Source organism: Pseudomonas subflava, from assembly GCF_023823685.1.
GTDB lineage: Bacteria > Pseudomonadota > Gammaproteobacteria > Pseudomonadales > Pseudomonadaceae > Aquipseudomonas > Aquipseudomonas subflava.
In genome coordinates, this window is sequence record NZ_JAMXBF010000015.1 from 95,964 (window position 1) to 115,443 (window position 19,480).

Consider the following 19,480-nt stretch of genomic DNA (forward strand, 5'->3'; position numbering starts at 1 on the left):
GAGAGCCTTGCATGCACGCCATCATCGGTGCCGGCCCCATGGGGCTGGCCGCTGCACGCCAGTTGCAGCGCCATGGTATCCCCTTCGTCGGCTTCGAGCTGCATAGCGATGTCGGCGGCCTGTGGGATATCACCAATCCTCACAGCACGATGTACGAATCAGCACACCTGATCTCGTCGAAAGGCACCACCGCCTTCGACGAATTCCCCATGCCGGACGCGGTGCCGCCCTACCCTCACCATCGCCAGATCGGCCAGTACTTTCGCGACTACGCCGAGCACTTCGGCCTGCGCCAACACTACCAGTTCAACACCCGCGTGGTGCGCCTGGAGCGCCTGAGCCAGGGCTGGCGCCTGGTCAGCGAGCAGGACGGCACGCTGCGCGAGTGGCAGTTCGAGGGTGTACTGATCGCCAACGGCACCCTGCACACGCCCAACCAGCCGGCGCTGCCCGGCCGGTTCACTGGCGAGCTGCTTCATTCCTCGGCCTACAAGAGCGCCGAGCTGTTCGCCGACAAGCGCGTGCTGGTGATCGGTTGCGGCAACTCGGCCTGTGATATCGCGGTGGACGCCGTGCACCGGGCTAGGTCGGTCGACCTGTCGGTGCGCCGCGGCTACCACTTTCTGCCCAAGTTCATCCTCGGCAAGCCCACCGACACCTTCGGCGGCGCGATCAAACTGCCACGCCGGCTCAAGCAGCTGATCGACGGTCTGCTGGTCCGCGCCCTGCTCGGCAAGCCCTCGCAGTACGGCCTGCCCGACCCGAACTACCGCCTGTACGAATCGCACCCGGTGATGAACTCGCTGGTGCTGCACCATATCGGCCATGGCGATATCCAGCCGCGCGGCGATATCCGCGCGGTAGACGGCAAGCGCGTGACCTTCGCCTACGGCGGCGAGGCCGAGTACGACCTCATCCTGCAGGCCACGGGCTACAAGCTCGACTACCCCTTTATCGACCGCGCCGAACTGAACTGGCCGGCGGATGCCAACGCCCCGCAGCTGTACCTCAATGTGTTCCACCCGCAGCACGCCGACCTGTTCATGCTCGGCATGATCGAGGCCTCGGGTCTGGGTTGGCAGGGCCGCGCCGAACAGGCCGAGCTGGTCGCCCTGACCATCCTCCAGCAGCAGCGCAACAGCGCCTCGGCCAGGCGCTTCCGCGACATCGTGCGGGAGCGCTCCGGCCGGCGCCTGGACGGCGGCTACGCCTACCTCAAGCTGCCGCGCATGGCCTACTACGTACACAAGGACAGCTACCGCGCCGCACTCAAGGCGCATATCGCCGAGCTGCGCCGCGACCTCAACACCACCCCGACCGAGGAGCGGCTCGATGCCCAGCGTCAATCTTGAGTTCTCGCCCTCGGCGATGATCGCCCTCAACGCCATCATCGCCCTGATGATGTTTGGCGTGTCCCTGGAACTGCGTGCCGGCGACTTCAGCCGCATCCTGCGCGCCCCCAAAGCGCCGGTGATCGGCATGCTGGTGCAGTTCGTGCTGCTGCCGGCAGCCACCTGCGGGCTGACGCTGCTGCTGCCGATCGACCCGCAGCTGGCGCTGGGCATGATCCTGGTCGCCACCTGCCCCAGCGGCACCTTCTCCAACATCATGACCTGGCTCGCGCGCGGCAACGTCGCGGTCTCGGCCAGCGTCACCGCGGTATCCAGCCTCACGGCCGGCATCTTCACCCCGCTCAACTTCGCCCTGTACGCCGGGCTCAACCCCAACACCCGTGCGCTGCTCACCGAGATCCATGTCGAGCCGCTGGACCTGCTGGCCATGGTGGTGCTGGTGCTGATCCTGCCGATGCTCGCCGGCATGGCCCTGGGCAAGCGCCGTCCGCTGCTGGCGCGCAAGCTGGAGAAGCCGCTGCGGCACTTCTCCCTGCTGGTGCTGCTGGCCTTCGTCGGCGGCGCCTTCGTGAAGAACTTCGACCAGTTCCTCGAACACTTCCACCTGTTCTTCTGGCTGGTGGTCACCCTCAACACCCTGGCCCTGGGCCTAGGCTACCTGTGCGCCAAGCTGTGGCGCCTGAGTGATGCCGACGTGCGTGCGGTGACCCTGGAGAGCGGCATCCACAACTCGGCGCTGGGTATGGCGCTGATCTTCACCTTCTTCCCGCAGGCCGGCGGCATGCTGCTGATCGCCGCGTTCTGGGGCTGCTGGCAGTTGCTGGCCGGGCTGGTGCTGGCCCTGCTGTGGGCGCGCCGCGCCCCGGCCGGGGTAGTTGCCGCCGAGGTGGCGCGATGAGCGTCAGCCTGATCACCGGCGCCGCCAGCGGTCTTGGCTGGGAGCTGGCCAAGGCCTGCCACGCCCGTGGCGACAGCCTGCTGCTCACCGACATAGACGCCGCCGGGCTGGCCGCGCGAGTGGCCGAACTCGACAGCGAGCGGGTCGAGGCCCTGTCTGGCGACATCACCGATCCGGCGCTGCACCGCCAGCTGGTCGACGCCTGCCGCACGGTATTCGGCCGCCTCGACCTGCTGATCAACAACGCCGGCATCACCCACCGCTCGCCGACCCTGCTGACCCGGCCCGAAGTACTGCGCAAGGTGATGGCGGTGGACTACCACGCGCCGCTGGAGCTGACCCTGGCCGCCGCCGACCTACTGCGCGCAAGCGCTGGCCAGGTCGCGGCCATCGGCTCCATGGCCGGCTGGATGCCGGTGCTCGGCCGCGCCGGCTACTGCGCGGCGAAGAGCGCCCTGGCGCAGAGCTTCGAGGTGCTGCGCGCCGAACTGGCGCAGGACGGCGTGGGCCTGCTGATGGTCTACCCGAGCTTCCTCGACACGCCCATCGACCGCAACGCCCTGGGCGCCGACGGCAAGCCCGCCGGCCACGCCCGCTCGACCCTAGGCAGCGTGCGCAGCGCTACCTGGATGGCCGAGGAAATCCTCAAAGCCCTGAGCAGCGGCCGCGAGCGCCTGTTCCCAGACCGCGGCAGCTGGCTGGCCAGCCTGCTCTGGCGCATCGCTCCCGGCCTGTACTACCGGCAGATGAGTCGCCGCTTCGCCGGCGAGCTACCACCGCCGATGAACGCCAGCGAGGCCAGCTCGTGAGTGCTTCCTACGCCCTCGGCGCGTTCATCCTGCTGGCCTACACCCTGGAGGCCGTCACCGGTTTCGGCAGCATCGTCATCGCCCTGTCGCTGGGCGCGCTGCTGCTGCCCATCGAGCAGCTGCTGCCGGTGCTGGTACCGCTGAACATCGGCATGACCGGCTACCTGGTGTGGCGCCACCGCGCGCAGATCGACCGCCGCCTGCTGCTCGGCACCATCCTGCCGGGCATGGTCGCCGGCACGGCACTGGGCTACCTGCTGCTGCCGTATCTGGACGCGGCGCTACTCAAGCGTGGTTTCGGCGTGCTGATCCTGTGGTTCTCCGGACGCGAGCTGTGGCGCCTGCGCCATGCCGCGGCGCTGCCGGTACGCCCGCAGTGGCTGACCCGCCTGTTCACTCTCGGAGCCGGCCTCAGCCACGGCCTGTTCGCCTCCGGCGGGCCGCTGCTGGTCTACGGCCTGGCCGGCACCACGCTGGACAAGGCGCGCTTTCGCGCCACCCTGGTCAGCGTCTGGTTCACCTTGAACAGCCTGCTGACCGCCGCCTTCCTGGTCGACGGCCGCCTGCAACCGGCCCTGCCCCAGGTGCTGGCCTATGCCCCGCTGCTGCTGGTCGGCCTGTGGCTGGGCGAACACCTGCACCGGCGCTTCGACGAGCGCCACTTCCGCATCGCCATCTACGCCCTGCTGCTGGTCACCGGCACGCTGCTGTTGATAGGCCCTTGAAAAGCGTTAGCGAGGCAGCCAGCGCAAGGCAAAAGCAGGCGAAAAGGCGGAGTTTACGAGTTGTAAATGAGCACTTTGAGGCTGCTTTTAACGCCGCGATGGCAACGCAGGTAGTTTTTCAACGGCCTACAGCCCCCCGGAGCCTGGTATGAGCTACGACATCATCATCAAGAACGGCCTGTACTTCGACGGCAGCGGCGCGCCCGGCGCGCCGCGCCATATCGGCATCCGCAATGGCAAAGTCGACGTGCTCAGCCTCAGCCCGCTGGATGAGAGCGGCTGCAACGAGGTGCTGGACGCCGCCAGCAAGTGGGTGACCCCGGGCTTCCTGGAAATCCACTCGCACTACGATGCCGAGGTGATCGCCGCGCCGGCGCTCAAAGAATCCGTGCGCCACGGTGTGACCAGCGTGACCATCGGCTCCTGTTCGATCAGCATGGTGCTGGCCGACGCCGAGGACTGCTCAGACCTGTTCACCCGGGTCGAGGCGGTGCCGCGCGAGTACGTGCTGCCGATCCTGCAGGAGAAGAAGACCTGGCGCGACGCCGCCGGCTACCGCGCCTTCTATGACCAGCTGGCGCTGGGCCCCAACGTCAGCTCGTTCCTCGGCCACTCCGAACTGCGCGTGGCGGTGATGGGCCTGGAGCGCGCAACAAGCGACGTGGTGCCGACCGAGGCCGAGCTGCAACGCATGGAGCAGCTGCTGGAAGAGGCGCTGGACGCCGGCTGCATCGGCCTGTCGGTGATGACCACGCGCCTGGACAAGATGGACGGCGCCCGCGCCTGGTCCAGCCCGCTGCCCTCGACCTTCGCCAGCTGGAAGGAATTCTCGCGCCTGTTCGCCATCCTGCGCCGGCGTGGCGCGGTGATGCAGGGCGCGCCGAACGCGGTGACCAAGGTCAACGTGTTCGCCTTCCTCTGGCAGGCCCACGGCTGGTTCCGCACGCCGCTGAAGTGCTCGATGCTGACCGCCCTGGACCTCAAGTCGCAGCCGCTGCTGCACCGTTTCACCCGTTTCTCCGGCTGGCTGGCGAACAAGGTGCTGCGCGGCAACTTCCGCTGGCAGACCCTGCCGGCACCGTTCACCCTGCGCCTGGAAGGCCTCAACGTGAACGCCTTCGAGGAGTTCGGCGCCGGCGAGATCCTGCGCAACATCAAGGACCCGGACGAGCTGTACGCCAAGGTGCTGGAGCCGGAGTTCCGCGCCCTGTTCAAGAAGCAGGTCAGGGCCGTGCTGACCAAGGGCCTGTGGCACCGCGACTTCTCCGACTGCTGGGTGACCGAATGCCCAGACGCCGCGCTGGTCGGCAAGAACTTCAAGCAGCTCGGCCAGGCCCGTGGCCTGGACGCGGTGGACGCCTACTTCGAGCTGGCCTGCCAGTACCGCGAAGCGCTGAAGTGGACCACCTGCTACGGCAACCAGCGCCTGCCGGTGATGCACAAGCTGCTGTCCAGCCCCTGGACCCAGCCGGGCTTCGCCGACTCCGGTGCGCACCTGCGCTCCATCGCCCAGTACAACTTCCCGCTGCGCTTCCTCAAGTACGTGCGTGACGCCCAGATCGCCGGCACCCCGTTCATGGAACTGGGCCAGGCGGTGCGCCGCTGCAGTGGCGAGCTGGCCGACTTTATCGGCGTGGATGCCGGCTATATCCGCGTCGGCGACCGCGCCGACCTGGTCATCGTCAATCCCGCCGGGTTGACCGACGAGCTCGATGACATGCACGAGGCGCCGATGGAAGTGCTCGGCCTGGAGCGGGTGGTCAAACGCAACGACGACGCGGTGGACGCCACCCTGATCAACGGCCGTATCGCCTATCGGCGCGGCATGGAATACCCGACCGAGCTGGGCAAGGTCCAGGGCTACGGGCGCTTCCTGCAAGGCCGCGATGTACTGCCGCGTCATGCAACAGCTGCGGGTCTGCAGCCGGCCACCGCCTGAGGTAGCCCGGATGCAATCCGGGAACGGAGCTGCCGGCTTCCCGGATTGCATCCGGGCTACGACGCTGCCACGCACCATGGCCTGAGTCGCGTAGCGTGGCGAGAACACCCAGGGTGGATCACGCCTCACCGATCACCGGGCGGTGCCATTGGTGGATGAGGCAAAGCGTCATCCACCCTACATGCCGCCGCGTCTGGTGGCGTTGCACGACTTGCAGTCCGCCTGAGGTAGCCCGGATGCAATCCGGGAACAGAGCCGCCGGCTTCCCGGATTGCATCCGGGCTATGACGCTGCCACGCACGATGGCCCGAGCCGCGTAGCGTGGCGAGGACACGTAGTGGATCACGCCTCGCCGATCACCGGGCGGTGCCATTGGTGGATGAGCAAAGCGTCATCCACCCTACAGCTGAAGCCACGTCATCCCTCAATGGTGCGCACGGCGCACCCTACTTGCCCAAGTCGCAATTTCGTGGGGCGCGCCGTGCGCGCCACAACCCACCGATCCTGGATGCTCAAGCCCCCTGCGCAACCGGCACTGCTCGGAAGCCCGGTGCACACGGCACACCCTACGGGACAGGGCTTATCGGTTAAGATGCGGCCAGCCCGAACAGTCGATAGCCGAGAAGCCCGATGCACGCCTGGAGCCCCGAAAGCTGGAGAAAGCACCCCATCCAGCAGCAACCCGAATATCCCGATGCCGCCCACGTGGCCCGCGTGGAGCAGACCCTGGCCGGCTACCCGCCACTGGTGTTCGCCGGCGAGGCCCGTGAGCTGCGCCGCCAGTTCGCCGAGGTCACCCAGGGTCGTGCCTTCCTGCTGCAGGGCGGCGACTGCGCCGAGAGCTTCGCCGAGTTCAGTGCCGCGAAGATCCGCGACACCTTCAAGGTGATGCTGCAGATGGCCATCGTCATGACCTTCGCCGCCGGCTGCCCAGTAGTGAAGGTCGGGCGCATGGCTGGCCAGTTCGCCAAGCCGCGTTCTTCCGGCAGCGAGACCATCGATGGCGTCACCCTGCCTGCCTATCGCGGCGACATCGTCAACGGCATCGGCTTCGACGCCGTCAGCCGCGTGCCGGACCCGGATCGCCTGCTGCAGGCCTACCACCAGGCCACCGCCAGCCTCAACCTGCTGCGCGCCTTCGCCCAGGGCGGCTTCGCCGACGTGCACCAGGTGCACCAGTGGAACCTGGACTTCATCGCCAATTCCGCCCTGAGCGAGAAGTATCACCAGCTGGCCAACCGGATTGATGAGACGTTGGCCTTTATGCGCGCGGTCGGCATGGACAGCGCGCCGCAGCTGCGCGAAGTCAGCTTCTTCACCGCCCACGAGGCGCTGCTGCTGAACTACGAGCAGGCCTTCGTGCGCCAGGACAGCCTCACCGGGCGCTGGTACGACTGCTCCGCGCACATGCTGTGGATCGGCGACCGCACCCGCCAGCTGGACGGCGCTCACGTCGAGTTCATGCGCGGCATCGAGAACCCCATCGGGGTCAAGGTCGGCCCGAGCATGGACCCGGACGAGCTGATCCGCCTGATCGACGTGCTCAACCCGGACAACGACCCGGGCCGCCTCAACTTGATCGTGCGCATGGGCGCCGACAAGGTGGAGGCCAACTTCCCGCGCCTGCTGCGCAAGGTGAAGGAAGAAGGCCGCCAGGTGCTTTGGAGCTCCGACCCCATGCACGGCAACACCATCAAGGCGTCCAGCGGCTACAAGACCCGCGACTTCGCGCAGATCCTCTCCGAGGTGAAGCAGTTCTTCCAGGTGCACCGCGCCGAGGGCACTCACGCCGGCGGCATCCATATCGAGATGACCGGGCAGAACGTCACCGAGTGCATCGGCGGTTCGCGACCGATCACCGAGGACGGCCTGTCGGACCGCTACCACACCCACTGCGACCCGCGCATGAACGCCGACCAGTCGCTGGAACTGGCCTTCATGATCGCCGAGACGCTGAAGCAAGCACGGGCCTGAGGTCCGATCTATCGCAACGGGGCCGCAAGGGCCCCGTTTTGCTTGCGCCACGCAAAAGCGGCTTGTCGCGCATATGCGGAATTCCATATATTCGCGCTCCCGCATATTTTCCGGACCCGCACCCGTGACCCCGACCGAGCTGTTCAAGTGCCTAGCCGATGAGACCCGCGCCCGCGCTGTGCTGCTGATCGCCCAGGAGGGCGAGCTGTGCGTCTGCGAACTGGTGTGCGCGCTCGCCGACAGCCAGCCGAAGATCTCCCGCCACCTGGCCCAATTGCGCGGCGCCGGCCTGCTGCTCGACCGGCGCCAGGGCCAGTGGGTGTACTACCGGCTCAACCCGGCGCTGGGCGACTGGATCGACGAGGTGCTGCGCACCACCCTCGAGGCCAACCGCGACTGGCTGTGCCAGGACGGCGCCCGCCTCGCCCAAATGGGCGACCGCCCCGTCCGTACCGCCACCTGTTGCTGAGTCCACGTGATGTTCGTCGCCTTCGCCATATTCCTGTTCACCATCGTCCTGGTCATCTGGCAGCCGCGCGGCCTCGGCGTCGGCTGGAGCGCCTCGCTCGGTGCCCTGCTGGCGCTGCTGGCCGGCGTGGTAGGCCTGGGCGACATTCCCACCGTATGGGCCATTGTCTGGAATGCCACTGCCACTTTCATCGCGGTGATCATCATCAGCCTGCTGCTCGACGAGGCCGGCTTCTTCGAATGGGCCGCGCTGCACGTGGCGCGCTGGGCCGGCGGTAACGGCCGGCGCCTGTTTGCCTTCATCGTCCTGCTTGGCGCCGCGGTGTCGGCGCTGTTCGCCAACGATGGCGCGGCACTGATCCTGACGCCCATCGTCATGTCGATGCTGCTGGCCCTGCGCTTCTCCGCGGCCACCACCCTGGCGTTCGTCATGGCCGCGGGATTCATCGCCGACACCGCCAGCCTGCCGCTAGTGGTGTCGAATCTGGTGAACATCGTCTCGGCGGACTACTTCGACCTGGGCTTCGGCCGTTACGCGGCGGTGATGCTGCCGGTCAACCTGGTCAGCGTCGCCGCCACCTTGGCGGTCCTGCTGCTGTTCTTCCGCCGTGACATCCCGGCCCGCTATGACCTCGACCTGCTGCGCGAGCCACGCCTGGCCATCCGCGACCGCGCCACCTTCCGCGTCGGCTGGTGCGTGCTGCTGGCGCTGCTGCTCGGGCTGTTCGCCCTGGAGCCGCTGGGCGTGCCGATCAGCCTGATCGCCGCCGCCTGCGCCGCGGTGCTGTTCGCCGTGGCCGCGCGCGGCCAGGTGATCGCCACCCGCCGGGTACTGCGCGAGGCGCCCTGGCAGGTGGTGGTGTTCTCCCTGGGCATGTATCTGGTGGTCTACGGCCTGAAGAACGCCGGCCTGACCGACCAGCTGAGCGCGATACTGGACCGCCTTGCGGAACACGGCCTGTGGGCCGCCACCCTCGGCACCGGCCTGCTCACCGCGACCCTGTCCTCGCTGATGAACAACATGCCCACGGTGCTGGTCGGCGCCATCGCCATCGACGCCACGCAGGCCGAGGGCGTAATGCGCGAGGCGATGATCTACGCCAACGTCATCGGCTGCGACCTGGGCCCGAAGATCACCCCCATCGGCAGCCTGGCAACCCTGCTCTGGCTGCACGTGCTGCAACGCAAGGGCCTGCGCATCACCTGGGGCTACTACTTCCGGGTCGGCATCCTGCTGACCCTGCCGGTGCTGCTCATCACCCTGTCCGCCCTGGCCCTGCGCCTGGGCGCCTGACGCCGCCGCGAGCGGAGGAGAGACCATGCGAGTCCTGTTCATGTGCACGGCCAACAGCTGTCGCAGCATCCTGTCCGAAGCCCTGTTCAACCACCTGGCGCCAACCGGCCTGGAGGCTGTCAGCTCCGGCAGCTTCCCGCGTGGCCAGGTGCTGCCGCGCAGCCTGACCACCCTCGAGGCGGCCGGCATTGCCACGGCGGGGCTGAGCAGCAAGGGCAACGATGCCTTCGACGACTGCCCGCCGGATATCGTCATCACCGTGTGCGACAAGGCCGCCGGCGAGGCCTGCCCGGTCTGGTTCGGCCCGGCGCTCAAGGCCCACTGGGGCCTGGCCGACCCGTCCGACGTGCAGGGCAGCGAGGAACAGATCACCGCAGCCTTCCAGGCCACCCTCGTGCACATCGAGCGGCGCTGCCGTGCCTTCTTCGCACTGCCGCTGACCAGCCTCGGGCGCACCGAGCTGCAGCGCGAGCTGGAGCGCATCGGCCAACTCTAGGCCGCATGGATCGCGGACTGCGACCGGCTTCACGCCCCCTCCCGCCCCGATCATCGAAAATGCCGCGCCGGCCGGATGCCGACGCCTCTGGCCTTCCAATGCCTCCACCTTCAAGGACGATGACCATGAAACTGCAGTTCTCCCTCTCCGCCCTGGCCCTGGCCACCCTGCTCGGCGGCTGCCAGAACATGAGCCCCGACGCCATGCTCAGCACCGGCATGCAGGCCATGCAGGCCGCCACCCTCAGCGACGCCGAAGTGAAGGCCATGGCCGACGAGGCCTGCGTGCAGATGGACGCCGAGGCCCCCATCGCTCCAGCAGGCAGCGAATACAGCCAGCGCCTGGAGAAGATCGCCGCCAACCTCGGCAGCCAGGTCAACGGCATTCCGGTCACCTACAAGGTCTACCTGACCGACGAGGTCAATGCCTGGGCCATGGCCAACGGCTGCGTGCGCGTGTACAGCGGCCTGATGGACCTGATGAACGACAACGAAGTGGAAGGCGTGCTCGGCCACGAGATGGGCCACGTTGCCCTCGGCCACACCAAGAAGGCCATGCAGGCCGCCTACGCCACCTCCGTGGCCCGCGGCGCCGCAGCCTCCTCGGGCAACGGCGCGGTCTCGGCGCTATCCAGCTCGCAGCTGGGCGACCTCGGCGAGGAACTGGTCAACGCGCAGTTTTCCCAGTCCCAGGAAAGCGCCGCTGACGACTTCTCTTTCGACCTGCTGAAGCAGCGCGGCATCCCACTGGAAGGTCTGGCCAGCGCCTTCGACAAGCTAGCCAAACTGGGCGGCGGAGACAGCAGCATGTTCGACTCCCACCCGGGCTCGGCCGACCGCGCCGCGCACATTCGCCAGCGTATCGCTGCCGAGAACTAAGCCTAGAAACCCGCTCGCCATCCGGTGCGGGCGGGCCTAGCCCTCCAGCAACGGCCGCAGCAATGCGGCCACCGGCGAGCGGCAGTTCAGCACCACCGCATCGAGCCCCAGCCACTGCGCCAGCGCGCGCAGCTCCTCGGCCAGGGCATGCAGCGCCTCCTCGCTCAGCACCGCCTCTTCCAGATGCACGGCATGCACCGCCAGGCGTCCCTGCGCCCGCTCGCTGCGCAGGTCGACCCGGGCCAGCAGGCGCTCGTGGTGCAGGAATGGCAGCACGTAGTAGCCGTACACCCGCTTGTCCGGCGGGGTGTAGATCTCCAGGCGATAGCGAAAGCCGAACAGCCGCTCGGTGCGTTCGCGTTCCCAGACCAGCGAGTCGAAGGGCGACAGCAGCGCGCTGGCCCTGACTCGTCGCGGAACGCTCGGCTCACCCCGGCAGTAGCCCGGCTGTTTCCAACCCTGCACCGCGACCGGCTGCAGTTCGCCGGCCTCGACCATTTCGGCGATGCGTGCCTTGGCGTCGCCGACATCCAGGCGGAAGTAGTCGCGCAGGTCGCGCTCGGTGGCCACGCCCAGAGCGTCGGCCGAGCGCAACAACAGCTGGCGTTGGGCCTCGGCCTCGTCGAGCTCGGGATGGTCGAGCTGGGCGGAGGGGATCACCCGTTCCGGCAGATCGTACAGGCGCTCGAAGCCACGGCGCCCAGCCACGGTCACCTGGCCCGCGGCGAACAGCCACTCCATCGCTGTTTTTTCCGCGCTCCAGTCCCACCAGGGGCCGGCGCGCTCGGCGCGGGTACTGAGGCTGCCGGCGCCGAGCGCGCCCTGTTCACGCACCGCCTGCAGTACGCGCTGGATCACGTCCTGCCGCTGGCGGCCGAACTCGGCCAGCTGGCGGTAGATGCCCTGCCCGTTCGCCGCCCGGCGCATGCGCCAGCGCAGCAGCGGATACAGCTCCAGCGGCAGCAGCGAGGCCTCGTGACCCCAGTATTCGAACAGGCTGCGGCGCTTCGGCTTGCCCCAGGCCAGATCGTCCAGCAGCGCCGGATCGTATTGACCGAGGCGCGAGAACGCCGGCAGGTAGTGCGAGCGCACCAGGGCGTTGACCGAGTCGATCTGCAGCACGCCGAGACGCTCGATCTGCGTGCGTAGCTGGCGATGACCGATGGCGCCGCGCGGCGCGCGCGCGAAGCCCTGGGCGGCCAGCGCCAGGCGACGGGCTTCGGCAAGCGAGAGGGAGAGACTCATGGCGGCCAAGCCTAGCAGGCCGGCCGCTAGCAGCGCTCGACGAGCGCGTCCGGTGCGGCGAAAGCGCGGCGGAAGGTGAAGGCGTGGGCCGTTGCTCCGTGCTCGCGCAGGTGCGCCAGGCGCTCGGCCGCCTCCGCCACGCCCGGCCGGTGCCCCGCCGGCACCCACCAGAGCACCTGGTGCGCCTGCTCGACCTTGTCGAACCATTCGCGGCGGCGCTTGAGCATCTCGGTATGGGCGGAGGTGTAGACGTAGTCGCTGAGCGACTGCACGTCGGTCCATACCGACATGTTGACCAGCACCTCGTCGCCGAAGGGTCGAATGGCGGTGGCATCGCCGGCTTCGTCCTGCAGGCGCCAGACATAGCCGGGCGACGCCTCGGCCAGGGCGTTGATACGCTCCAGGTTGTTGACGAAATCGACCATATCGGGCGACTCCAGCGGCGCCTTCATGCTGGCGATATTGAGCTGGGCCAGGTGGTAGCGGGACATTGGAACTCCTTGTCTTTTAGCGGGATTCGTCGGCGCTTCAGCGGCCGCGCGGGTCGTCCCAGAACGGCCGCTCGCTCTCGCGCAGCACGTCGGCGCGGCTCAGGCCGAGGTCCTTGAGCGCCTCATCGCCGAGCATCGCCAGCTGCCGCCTTTCACGCGCCAGCTGCTGCCAGCGCTTGAAACGTGCCCACCATGCCTGCATGCGAATGGCCGGCCGCACCCGCTCGAAGGATATCGAGTGGGCCAGTGCATACCCTTTCTGACTTTTCATCTTCACGCCCTCCCTGTGGGGTTGGCGCCAGTTTCCGTTCGCGATTAAGATCAATCCAACGAATGTTTCTTATGCGACGCATCTTGGAGATTGATGAATGGCGCATTACCCCAGCATCGACACCGAACTGCTGCGCAGCTTCGTCGCCATCGCCGACAACGGCGGCTTCACCCGCGCTGCGGAGGCGGTCAACCGCACCCAGTCGGCGGTCAGCATGCAGATGAAGCGGCTGGAAGACGACGTGGTGCAGCGCACCCTGTTCGAGCGCGACGGCCGCCAGGTGCGCCTCACGCCCGAGGGCCAGGTGCTGCTGGGCTACGCACGGCGCATCCTCAAGCTGCACGGTGAGGTGCTCAACACCCTGCGCGAGCCGCACATGGTCGGCGCCGTGCGCATCGGCACGCCGGACGACTACGTGATGCGCTTTCTGCCGGACATCCTCTCGCGCTTCGCCCAGGCCTACCCGCTGGTACAGGTGGAAGTGCATTGCGAGACTTCCGGGCAATTGCTGCAACGCCAGGACCTGGACCTGACCATCGTCACCCGCGAGCCGGGCAAGGAGATCGGCCAGCTGCTGCGCCAGGAGCGCTTCGTCTGGGCCGAGGCCCAGGGCTTCACGCCGCACGAGCAGAACCCCATGCCGCTGGCCATGTTCAACTCCGGGTGCTTCTGCCGCGCCTGGGCCTGCAACGCGCTGGACGCCATGGAGCGGCCCTACCGCATCGCCTACACCAGCCCCAGCCTGTCGGCGATCTTCGCCGTGGTCGGCGCTGGCCTGGCGGTCACCGCCCAGTTGCGCAGCCTGATCACCCCGGACATGCGCATCCTCGGCGAGGCGGAGGGCCTGCCCACGCTGCCGATGACCAGCATCGTGCTGCTGCGCCACCCGCAGCGCCAGTCGCAGGTGATCGATACCCTGGCCGAGCACATCGCCGAAGGCTTTCGCCTCTGAGTTGCCCGCCGACCTCACCGTAGGGTGCGCCGTGCGCACCGCCCGCGGCGCCGCAGAACGCTACCCCCGCAACGCCAGCAACACTGCGCAGATCACCAGAAAGCCGCAGAACAGCCCGCGCAGCACTTTCTCCGGCATCGCGTGGGCCAGCTTCACGCCCCAGCTGATGCTGAGCAACCCGCCCACCGCCAGCGGGATGCCCATGCTCCAGTCGACGTGATCGTGCACGGCGTAGGTCAGCAGCGTCACGCCGGTACTCGGCAGGGCCAGGGCCAGCGACAGGCCCTGGGCCGCGAGCTGGCCGACACCGAAGATATTGGTCAGCACCGGCACCGCCAGCACCGCGCCGCCGACGCCGAACATGCCGCCCAGCGCGCCCGCCGCGCTGCCCACCACCCCCAGCCACGGCCAGGGGTGGCGCAGCTGCGCCGACGCCGGCGCGTTGCGCATGAACAACCGGGCCAGGTTGTAGATCGCCAGCACGACGAGGAAGCCGACGAAGGCCATGCGCATGCGCTCTGCCTGCAGCTCCACGGCGTAGAGCGAGGCCAGCCAGGCGCAGCAAAAGCCCGTCACGCTGAGCAGCAGCGCATGCTTGGGCTCGATGCGGTTGCGCTGGTTGTAGCGCCACAAGGCAAGCACCACATTCGGCACCACCATCACCAACGCCGTGCCCTGGGCCAGTTGCTGGTCCAGGCCGAAGAGCACGCCCAGGGCGGGAATCGCCACCAGCCCGCCACCGATTCCGAACAGGCCACCGACGGTGCCCATGGCCAGGCCCAGCAGCAGGTTCAACAACAGATCGATCAGGCTCATGGGCTCTCCTTCAGGGTGGCGGCATGCTAGCCGGCCGCGGCTGGCGGGGAAACGCACAGCAGCGCACAATGGCTTTGCGATTCACGCAAAGGCATTCCATGAACTCCGACGCTCTCGAACTCTACCTGGACGTGCTCGACACCGGCAGCTTCTCCGCCGCGGCGCGGCGCCAGCAACTCACACCCTCCTCCGTCGCGCGCCGCGTCGATGCGCTGGAGCGCACCCTGGGCTGCGCCCTGGTGGTCCGCAGCACCCACGCCGTGCGCGCCACTCCGGCGGGCCTGGCATTCGCCGAACGGGCCAGGCGCATCCTCACCGAACTGCGCCAGGCCCGCGCCGAGGCGGTGGCACTGAGCAGCGCACCGGAAGGACTGATCCGCATCGACGCGCCCGCGCCGTTCGGTCGTCGGCACCTGGCGCCCGCCATCGCCGAGTTCCTCACCGCCTATCCCGGGCTGGACGTGCAGCTGCGGCTGATCGACAGCTTCGTCGACCTGCAGGGCGAGCACCTGGGCGAGGTGGACCTGGTGCTGCGCATCGGCCCGCTGGCCGACACCCGCCTGGTCGCCACTCCGCTGGCGCCCATGGTGCGCATCCTCTGCGCCAGCCCCGACTACGTGCGCCGCCGAGGTCTGCTGCGCGACCCGCGCGAGCTGCCAGAGCACGACGGCCTGGACTGGGACGCCCTGTCCCCGCCGCACGCCTGGCGCTTCGAGGTGGACGGCCGCCTGCAGCTACTGCGCCCGGGCCGTCTGCGCATGACCGCCAACAACGCCGAGGCCCTGCTGTTCAGCGCCATCGCCGGCCTCGGCATCGCCCACCTGCCGACCTGGCTGATCGGCGACCACCTGCTGCGTGGCGAGCTGGTACCGCTGCTCTGCGACGACGGCCTGCCGCCGGCCGAGCCCAGTGGCATCTATGCCCTGCGTCTGGCCAGCGACGCCAGTTCGCGCACCCGCCTGCTGCTGGAGTTCCTCAAGCAGCGCTTCGGCCCCGTGCCGCCCTGGGACCTGGCCCTGCAGCGCGGCCTGAGAAACTGAAGGCGAAAAAAAGCCCGGCGCACGGGCCGGGCTTCTTCGAGGCGGGCGGCTTAGGCCGACGGCGCCTGGGTACGGCTCTTGTAGGAACCGTCGCGAGTGTCGATCTCGATCCAGTCGTCGATGTTGCAGAAGTCGGCGACTTTTACTTCGGTACCGTTGCGCAGCTTGGCAGGCTTCATGACCTTGCCGGAGGTGTCGCCACGGGCGGAGTTCTCGGTGTAGGTGATCTGGCGAACGATGGTGGTCGGCAGGTCAACGGAGATCACCTTGCCTTCGAAGAACACGGCTTCGCAGACGTCGGTCATGCCTTCTTCGATGAACGGCAGGACGCTTTCCAGGTCTTCGGCGCGCAGCTCGTAGGAGTTGTACTCCGGATCCATGAAGACGTAGTCGTCACCGCTGATGTAGGACAGGGTCACTTCCTTGCGCTCAAGGATGACCGGCTCCATCTTGTCGTCGGCCTTGTAGACGGTTTCGGTCTTGGAGCCGTTGATCAGGTTCTTCAGCTTCATCTTGACGATGGCGCTGTTGCGGCCGGACTTGGTGAATTCGGCTTTCTGGATCAGCCACGGATGGCCGTCGATCAGGGCCACACTGTTGGCCTTCATTTCTTGTGCGGTTTTCATACGAGTATCCGGATTTGGATGGAGGTACAAATTTCTAGGCCCGGCATGATAGCCAATTTCGGTGAAACTGCACCAGCGCCGAGGCGAGATCGGGACGAGAGGCCTGCGCCGCACACCAGCGTTCGGCGTGCTCGGCCAGGGCCTGTGTCTGGCCCTGCAGCGCCGCCCAGGCCGAGGCCATGTCGCCCTCGCCGTTCCAGGCGTGCCACAGCGCCCGCAACGCGGCGGCAGCCGCTGGCGGCATCGCGTCGCAGTACAGATCGAGGAAGGCATCCAGCTTGTCCCAGTGCGCCCCGGCTTGCTGCGGATAGATGTGCCAGAGCAACGGCCGGCCGGCCCATTGGGCACGAACGAAGGAGTCCTCGCCGCGGATGGCATTGAGGTCGCAGCACCACAACAGCCGGTCGTAATCCGCCTGGCTGAGGAACGGCAGCAGATGCACCCGCAGACTGCCGCGGTTGCAGACGCCGCCCTCCTCCAGCGTCTCCACACCCAGCCAGCGGCGCAGATCGCCCTCGATGCGTCCGCGCGGCACCAACAGTTGGGTCGGCTCGGCGGCGCCGGCCAGCGCCTCCAGCCAGCCGGCCAGCGCGGCGTTCTCATAGGCGAACAGCGAGATCAGGCGGGCGCCAGCCAGCGGCTCGATGCCGATGCCGGCGAGAAAGGCGTGACGGGCGGACGCGTCCGCCTGAAAGGCGCGCCGCCGCTCGATCAGCCCGGCCTCGCGCAGCAGTCCGCCAGTACCCTCGGCGAAACCGGGGAAGAAGAAGAACTTCTGCAGCCCGCCCGCTTGCGGCGACGGCAGGCCGTGGCAGCCGGCGACCCAGTCCTCGGCGCTGAGGTATTCCAGGTTGAGCCACAGCGGCTTGGCCGACCGCGCCGCCATGGCCTCGACATAGCACGGCGGCAATGTGCAGGCGAAGGCCTCGATCACCACGTCCGCCGCTTCCGTCGCCGGGAATTCGGCCGGCCAGCGGAGCACCTCGACGCCTTCTATATGCCAGCGCTCGGCCGTGGCATCGGCCTGGGGGCACAGGCGCAGAAAGGTCGCCGGCTCGTCCACCCACAGGCGCACGGCCAGCGCGTGCTCGGCCGCCAGCTGCCGGGCGAGACGCCAGGTGACGCCGACGTCGCCAAAGTTGTCGACCACGTTGCAGAAGATGTCCCAGCGGGCGCCCATGAGCCGCTCCAGTTTCAGAGATGCGGCGATTCTACGGCATGCCGAGCGGCGCCCGGGGATCAAAGAGCCCGACCGCTGGCCGGGTCGGCGCGATCGCGCCAGGAGGGATCAGAGACCGTACGGCGGATACTGCTCGCCGGGCGCACGCTTGCACAGCACGCCCTCCGCCGGCGGTATACGCGCCGGCCAGGGCGGATCGATCTGCGGGTCGCTGAGGTCCGGCGAGTCGGGATCGAAACCCAGCTCCTGCCGCACCTCGCTGGCGCGGGAAGCCGAGACGCCCGGCAGCCCGCGGCCATCGTCCTGGGAGTCGCGCCGTGCCCAGAAAATGTCTTTCAGCTTCATCCTGCACCTCCTCCATCACAGGTTGGTCAGGGTTCGAGGGCGAAGCGGCACGAGGGTTCGAAAAAATTCGCCGGTGGCGCCACGCCACTCCAGCAGGCCCGCCCCAGAGCACTCGACGAGCGTCTCATCCGTTGCAATACGCCGGTCACAAGCGCCCGCTAAGGTGCCGGCTCTCGTTCCAGAAGGCCCATGCCGTGACCAGCCTGAAACTCCTGCGCAAGACCCTCGATCAGGTCGCCGCCAACAACGAATCCGCCGCCATCGTCGTGATGCGCGCCGCGGAACGCACCGGCGACGAAGTGCTGCGCCAGCAACTGCACCGCGTGATCCAGCAAATGAACCAGGACGCCCTCACCCTGCGCGCCCTGCGCGACGCCCAACCCGCCGACACCCAGCGGCGCGCCTGAGCGCGCCCTGTTCTCCAATACCTCGCGCCATATCTAGCACTGACCGACGCATTGCAGCCCGACACACTCGCAAGCTAGTCTGCTGCAGTAGCCAGCTCACTGGCAAAAGGACTTGCAGGCTTGGTGCATAACATCCCCTTCTGCTGCGAAAGCCGCTATTTACAGCCTTGCGCTGACCTGCAATAAGAATTTTATCCACCAATTGGGCGGTTTCTTATACACCAGTTGGTGTCTATTTATAGTTAGGTGTTTATGAGCACTACTCAAAACTGGCATTGGGTCGAAAGCTATGAAGATCTTTACGACTTTCTGGCGCAAGTTATTGTATGTGCACCTGATAATTTTATCCCCGCAGACTATCTCGCCGACGACCATCAGCTCAACCTTGAACGCGCATTCTTGGAGTTAAGGCGGGGGGTTGAGTACGCCACTTCGCGACATAAGGGAATAGACAAAGCACTTCTAGAAGAGAAATTGAAATCCGCCCTTGCTTCTTATCGTGAAGGCAATGCCATACAGGGGGCTCATACCCTGCAAGAATTTGAAAGGATCGTTTTCTCTTGAATATTGCGGCCACACCTAACTTCTCGGTCAACCGGACAGCCCCAAAGCTGCGCTTTAGGGTTCCCTCCGCGCTTCGCACTACGGCTGCCGGTTACCTCCAGTGTTAGGTTACATTTCAAAATGTCCAGCATCGTCTACGGCCACATTCACTGCTTTAGCAGGGATAAAGAAGCTGAAAATCATAACCGGCGAGTTTTGGAAGGCTTAGGGAGCTCTGGAGCACTAATAATCAGCCCCATGTTCAGCTTGCTCGGAAACTCACAAGGGCACTGCTATTACGGACACCTAATACACTTTGCAGCCTACTACAAAGACCTCTGGTTTCTTGATGGTGACTGGATAGCTCAATATGAAAGTGCTTTAGAAAGTCTCTACTGGGACAGCTCCGAGGTCATACACGCATACTCCGGCGAGCGTTACACTTGGAGCTCTACAGGGTCAGACAACAACCCCAAAATAAGTGGGTTGAAAATCCAATCCAAAAATACATTCGCCTCGTATCATGTGCAGAATGCAACCTAACAATGCGCTCAAAGCGCTCACTCCGTTCGCTGGGACCGGCGAAGCCGGCCCCTTAGCTTAATCGTTAGAAGGCAAGGATGCATCGTGTCTAACTTCAAGAACCATAAGCGCTTCATGCCAGATAAAGTTAATAGCTCTTATCTCTTCCCACATGTATGTTTTGCTTGCCGCAAGTCATTCCGGCGGCC

Annotated in this window: 21 protein-coding genes; 14 read left to right on the forward strand and 7 right to left on the reverse strand. The window is 66.8% G+C overall.

The window, feature by feature from the left end:
• Positions 1-11: 11 nt before the first annotated feature.
• The 10 genes from NF616_RS20230 (at position 12) to loiP (ending at position 10,833) form a co-directional block, all read left to right on the forward strand.
• On the forward strand, positions 12-1,352 hold the full coding sequence (locus NF616_RS20230) for a flavin-containing monooxygenase (RefSeq protein ID WP_252275568.1): 1,341 nt from the start codon (positions 12-14) through the stop codon (positions 1,350-1,352).
• Complete coding sequence (locus NF616_RS20235; protein ID WP_252275569.1) at positions 1,333-2,250, forward strand: bile acid:sodium symporter family protein; 918 nt, start codon at positions 1,333-1,335, stop codon at positions 2,248-2,250. The genes NF616_RS20230 and NF616_RS20235 overlap by 20 nt, the downstream gene beginning before the upstream one ends.
• Positions 2,247-3,059, forward strand: a complete 813-nt coding sequence (locus tag NF616_RS20240; RefSeq protein WP_252275570.1) for an SDR family NAD(P)-dependent oxidoreductase — start codon at positions 2,247-2,249, stop codon at positions 3,057-3,059. Before NF616_RS20235 ends, NF616_RS20240 begins: the two co-directional genes overlap by 4 nt.
• On the forward strand, positions 3,056-3,784 hold the full coding sequence (locus NF616_RS20245; RefSeq protein WP_252275571.1) for a sulfite exporter TauE/SafE family protein: 729 nt from the start codon (positions 3,056-3,058) through the stop codon (positions 3,782-3,784). Before NF616_RS20240 ends, NF616_RS20245 begins: the two co-directional genes overlap by 4 nt.
• Positions 3,785-3,932: 148 nt before the next feature.
• Complete coding sequence (locus tag NF616_RS20250; RefSeq protein ID WP_252275572.1) at positions 3,933-5,723, forward strand: N-acyl-D-amino-acid deacylase family protein; 1,791 nt, start codon at positions 3,933-3,935, stop codon at positions 5,721-5,723.
• A 630-nt stretch (positions 5,724-6,353) separates the two neighbouring features.
• Complete coding sequence (locus tag NF616_RS20255; protein ID WP_252275573.1) at positions 6,354-7,697, forward strand: class II 3-deoxy-7-phosphoheptulonate synthase; 1,344 nt, start codon at positions 6,354-6,356, stop codon at positions 7,695-7,697.
• 73 nt (positions 7,698-7,770) lie between these two features.
• The gene (locus tag NF616_RS20260; protein ID WP_252275574.1) at positions 7,771-8,166 is read left to right on the forward strand and encodes a metalloregulator ArsR/SmtB family transcription factor; all 396 of its coding nucleotides are present in this window, start codon (positions 7,771-7,773) and stop codon (positions 8,164-8,166) included.
• A gap of 9 nt (positions 8,167-8,175) precedes the next feature.
• The gene (locus tag NF616_RS20265; protein WP_252275575.1) at positions 8,176-9,459 is read left to right on the forward strand and encodes an arsenic transporter; all 1,284 of its coding nucleotides are present in this window, start codon (positions 8,176-8,178) and stop codon (positions 9,457-9,459) included.
• 25 nt (positions 9,460-9,484) lie between these two features.
• A complete protein-coding gene (locus NF616_RS20270) occupies positions 9,485-9,955 on the forward strand; it encodes an arsenate reductase ArsC (protein ID WP_252275576.1) in 471 nt (156 codons plus the stop codon).
• Positions 9,956-10,080: 125 nt separating this feature from the next.
• The gene (loiP, locus tag NF616_RS20275) at positions 10,081-10,833 is read left to right on the forward strand and encodes a metalloprotease LoiP (protein ID WP_252275577.1); all 753 of its coding nucleotides are present in this window, start codon (positions 10,081-10,083) and stop codon (positions 10,831-10,833) included.
• A gap of 36 nt (positions 10,834-10,869) precedes the next feature.
• Here loiP and NF616_RS20280 read toward each other — a convergent pair whose 3' ends face one another.
• The 3 genes from NF616_RS20280 to NF616_RS20290 are packed head-to-tail and all read right to left on the reverse strand — an operon-like array spanning position 10,870 to position 12,840.
• Positions 10,870-12,078: a winged helix-turn-helix domain-containing protein gene (locus tag NF616_RS20280; protein ID WP_252275578.1), complete on the reverse strand. Its 1,209-nt coding sequence runs from the start codon at positions 12,076-12,078 to the stop codon at positions 10,870-10,872.
• 26 nt (positions 12,079-12,104) lie between these two features.
• A complete protein-coding gene (locus NF616_RS20285; RefSeq protein WP_252275579.1) occupies positions 12,105-12,569 on the reverse strand; it encodes a DUF3291 domain-containing protein in 465 nt (154 codons plus the stop codon).
• Between the two features lie 37 nt (positions 12,570-12,606).
• Positions 12,607-12,840, reverse strand: coding sequence for a DUF1127 domain-containing protein (locus NF616_RS20290; RefSeq protein ID WP_252275580.1), 234 nt, complete (start codon positions 12,838-12,840; stop codon positions 12,607-12,609).
• Between the two features lie 97 nt (positions 12,841-12,937).
• Here NF616_RS20290 and NF616_RS20295 point away from each other — a divergent pair, with 97 nt between their 5' ends.
• On the forward strand, positions 12,938-13,792 hold the full coding sequence (locus NF616_RS20295) for a LysR substrate-binding domain-containing protein (RefSeq protein WP_252275581.1): 855 nt from the start codon (positions 12,938-12,940) through the stop codon (positions 13,790-13,792).
• 60 nt (positions 13,793-13,852) lie between these two features.
• On the opposite strand, the gene NF616_RS20300 is transcribed toward NF616_RS20295, so the two are convergent.
• Positions 13,853-14,608, reverse strand: a complete 756-nt coding sequence (locus NF616_RS20300; protein WP_252275582.1) for a sulfite exporter TauE/SafE family protein — start codon at positions 14,606-14,608, stop codon at positions 13,853-13,855.
• A gap of 98 nt (positions 14,609-14,706) precedes the next feature.
• Here NF616_RS20300 and NF616_RS20305 point away from each other — a divergent pair, with 98 nt between their 5' ends.
• Complete coding sequence (locus NF616_RS20305; RefSeq protein ID WP_252275583.1) at positions 14,707-15,648, forward strand: LysR family transcriptional regulator; 942 nt, start codon at positions 14,707-14,709, stop codon at positions 15,646-15,648.
• Positions 15,649-15,698: 50 nt separating this feature from the next.
• On the opposite strand, the gene efp is transcribed toward NF616_RS20305, so the two are convergent.
• The 3 genes from efp to NF616_RS20320 form a co-directional block, all read right to left on the reverse strand.
• The gene (efp, locus tag NF616_RS20310; protein ID WP_252275584.1) at positions 15,699-16,274 is read right to left on the reverse strand and encodes an elongation factor P; all 576 of its coding nucleotides are present in this window, start codon (positions 16,272-16,274) and stop codon (positions 15,699-15,701) included.
• Between the two features lie 34 nt (positions 16,275-16,308).
• Entirely contained in the window at positions 16,309-17,454 is a 1,146-nt protein-coding gene (gene earP / locus NF616_RS20315) for an elongation factor P maturation arginine rhamnosyltransferase EarP (RefSeq protein ID WP_252275585.1), read from the reverse strand.
• 108 nt (positions 17,455-17,562) lie between these two features.
• Complete coding sequence (locus tag NF616_RS20320; protein WP_252275586.1) at positions 17,563-17,799, reverse strand: DUF6021 family protein; 237 nt, start codon at positions 17,797-17,799, stop codon at positions 17,563-17,565.
• 194 nt (positions 17,800-17,993) lie between these two features.
• Between NF616_RS20320 and NF616_RS20325 the strand changes: the two genes are divergently transcribed.
• Both NF616_RS20325 and NF616_RS20330 read left to right on the forward strand, forming a co-directional pair.
• A complete protein-coding gene (locus NF616_RS20325; RefSeq protein WP_252275587.1) occupies positions 17,994-18,206 on the forward strand; it encodes a hypothetical protein in 213 nt (70 codons plus the stop codon).
• A gap of 252 nt (positions 18,207-18,458) precedes the next feature.
• On the forward strand, positions 18,459-18,770 hold the full coding sequence (locus NF616_RS20330; protein ID WP_252275588.1) for a hypothetical protein: 312 nt from the start codon (positions 18,459-18,461) through the stop codon (positions 18,768-18,770).
• Positions 18,771-19,480: the final 710 nt, after the last annotated feature.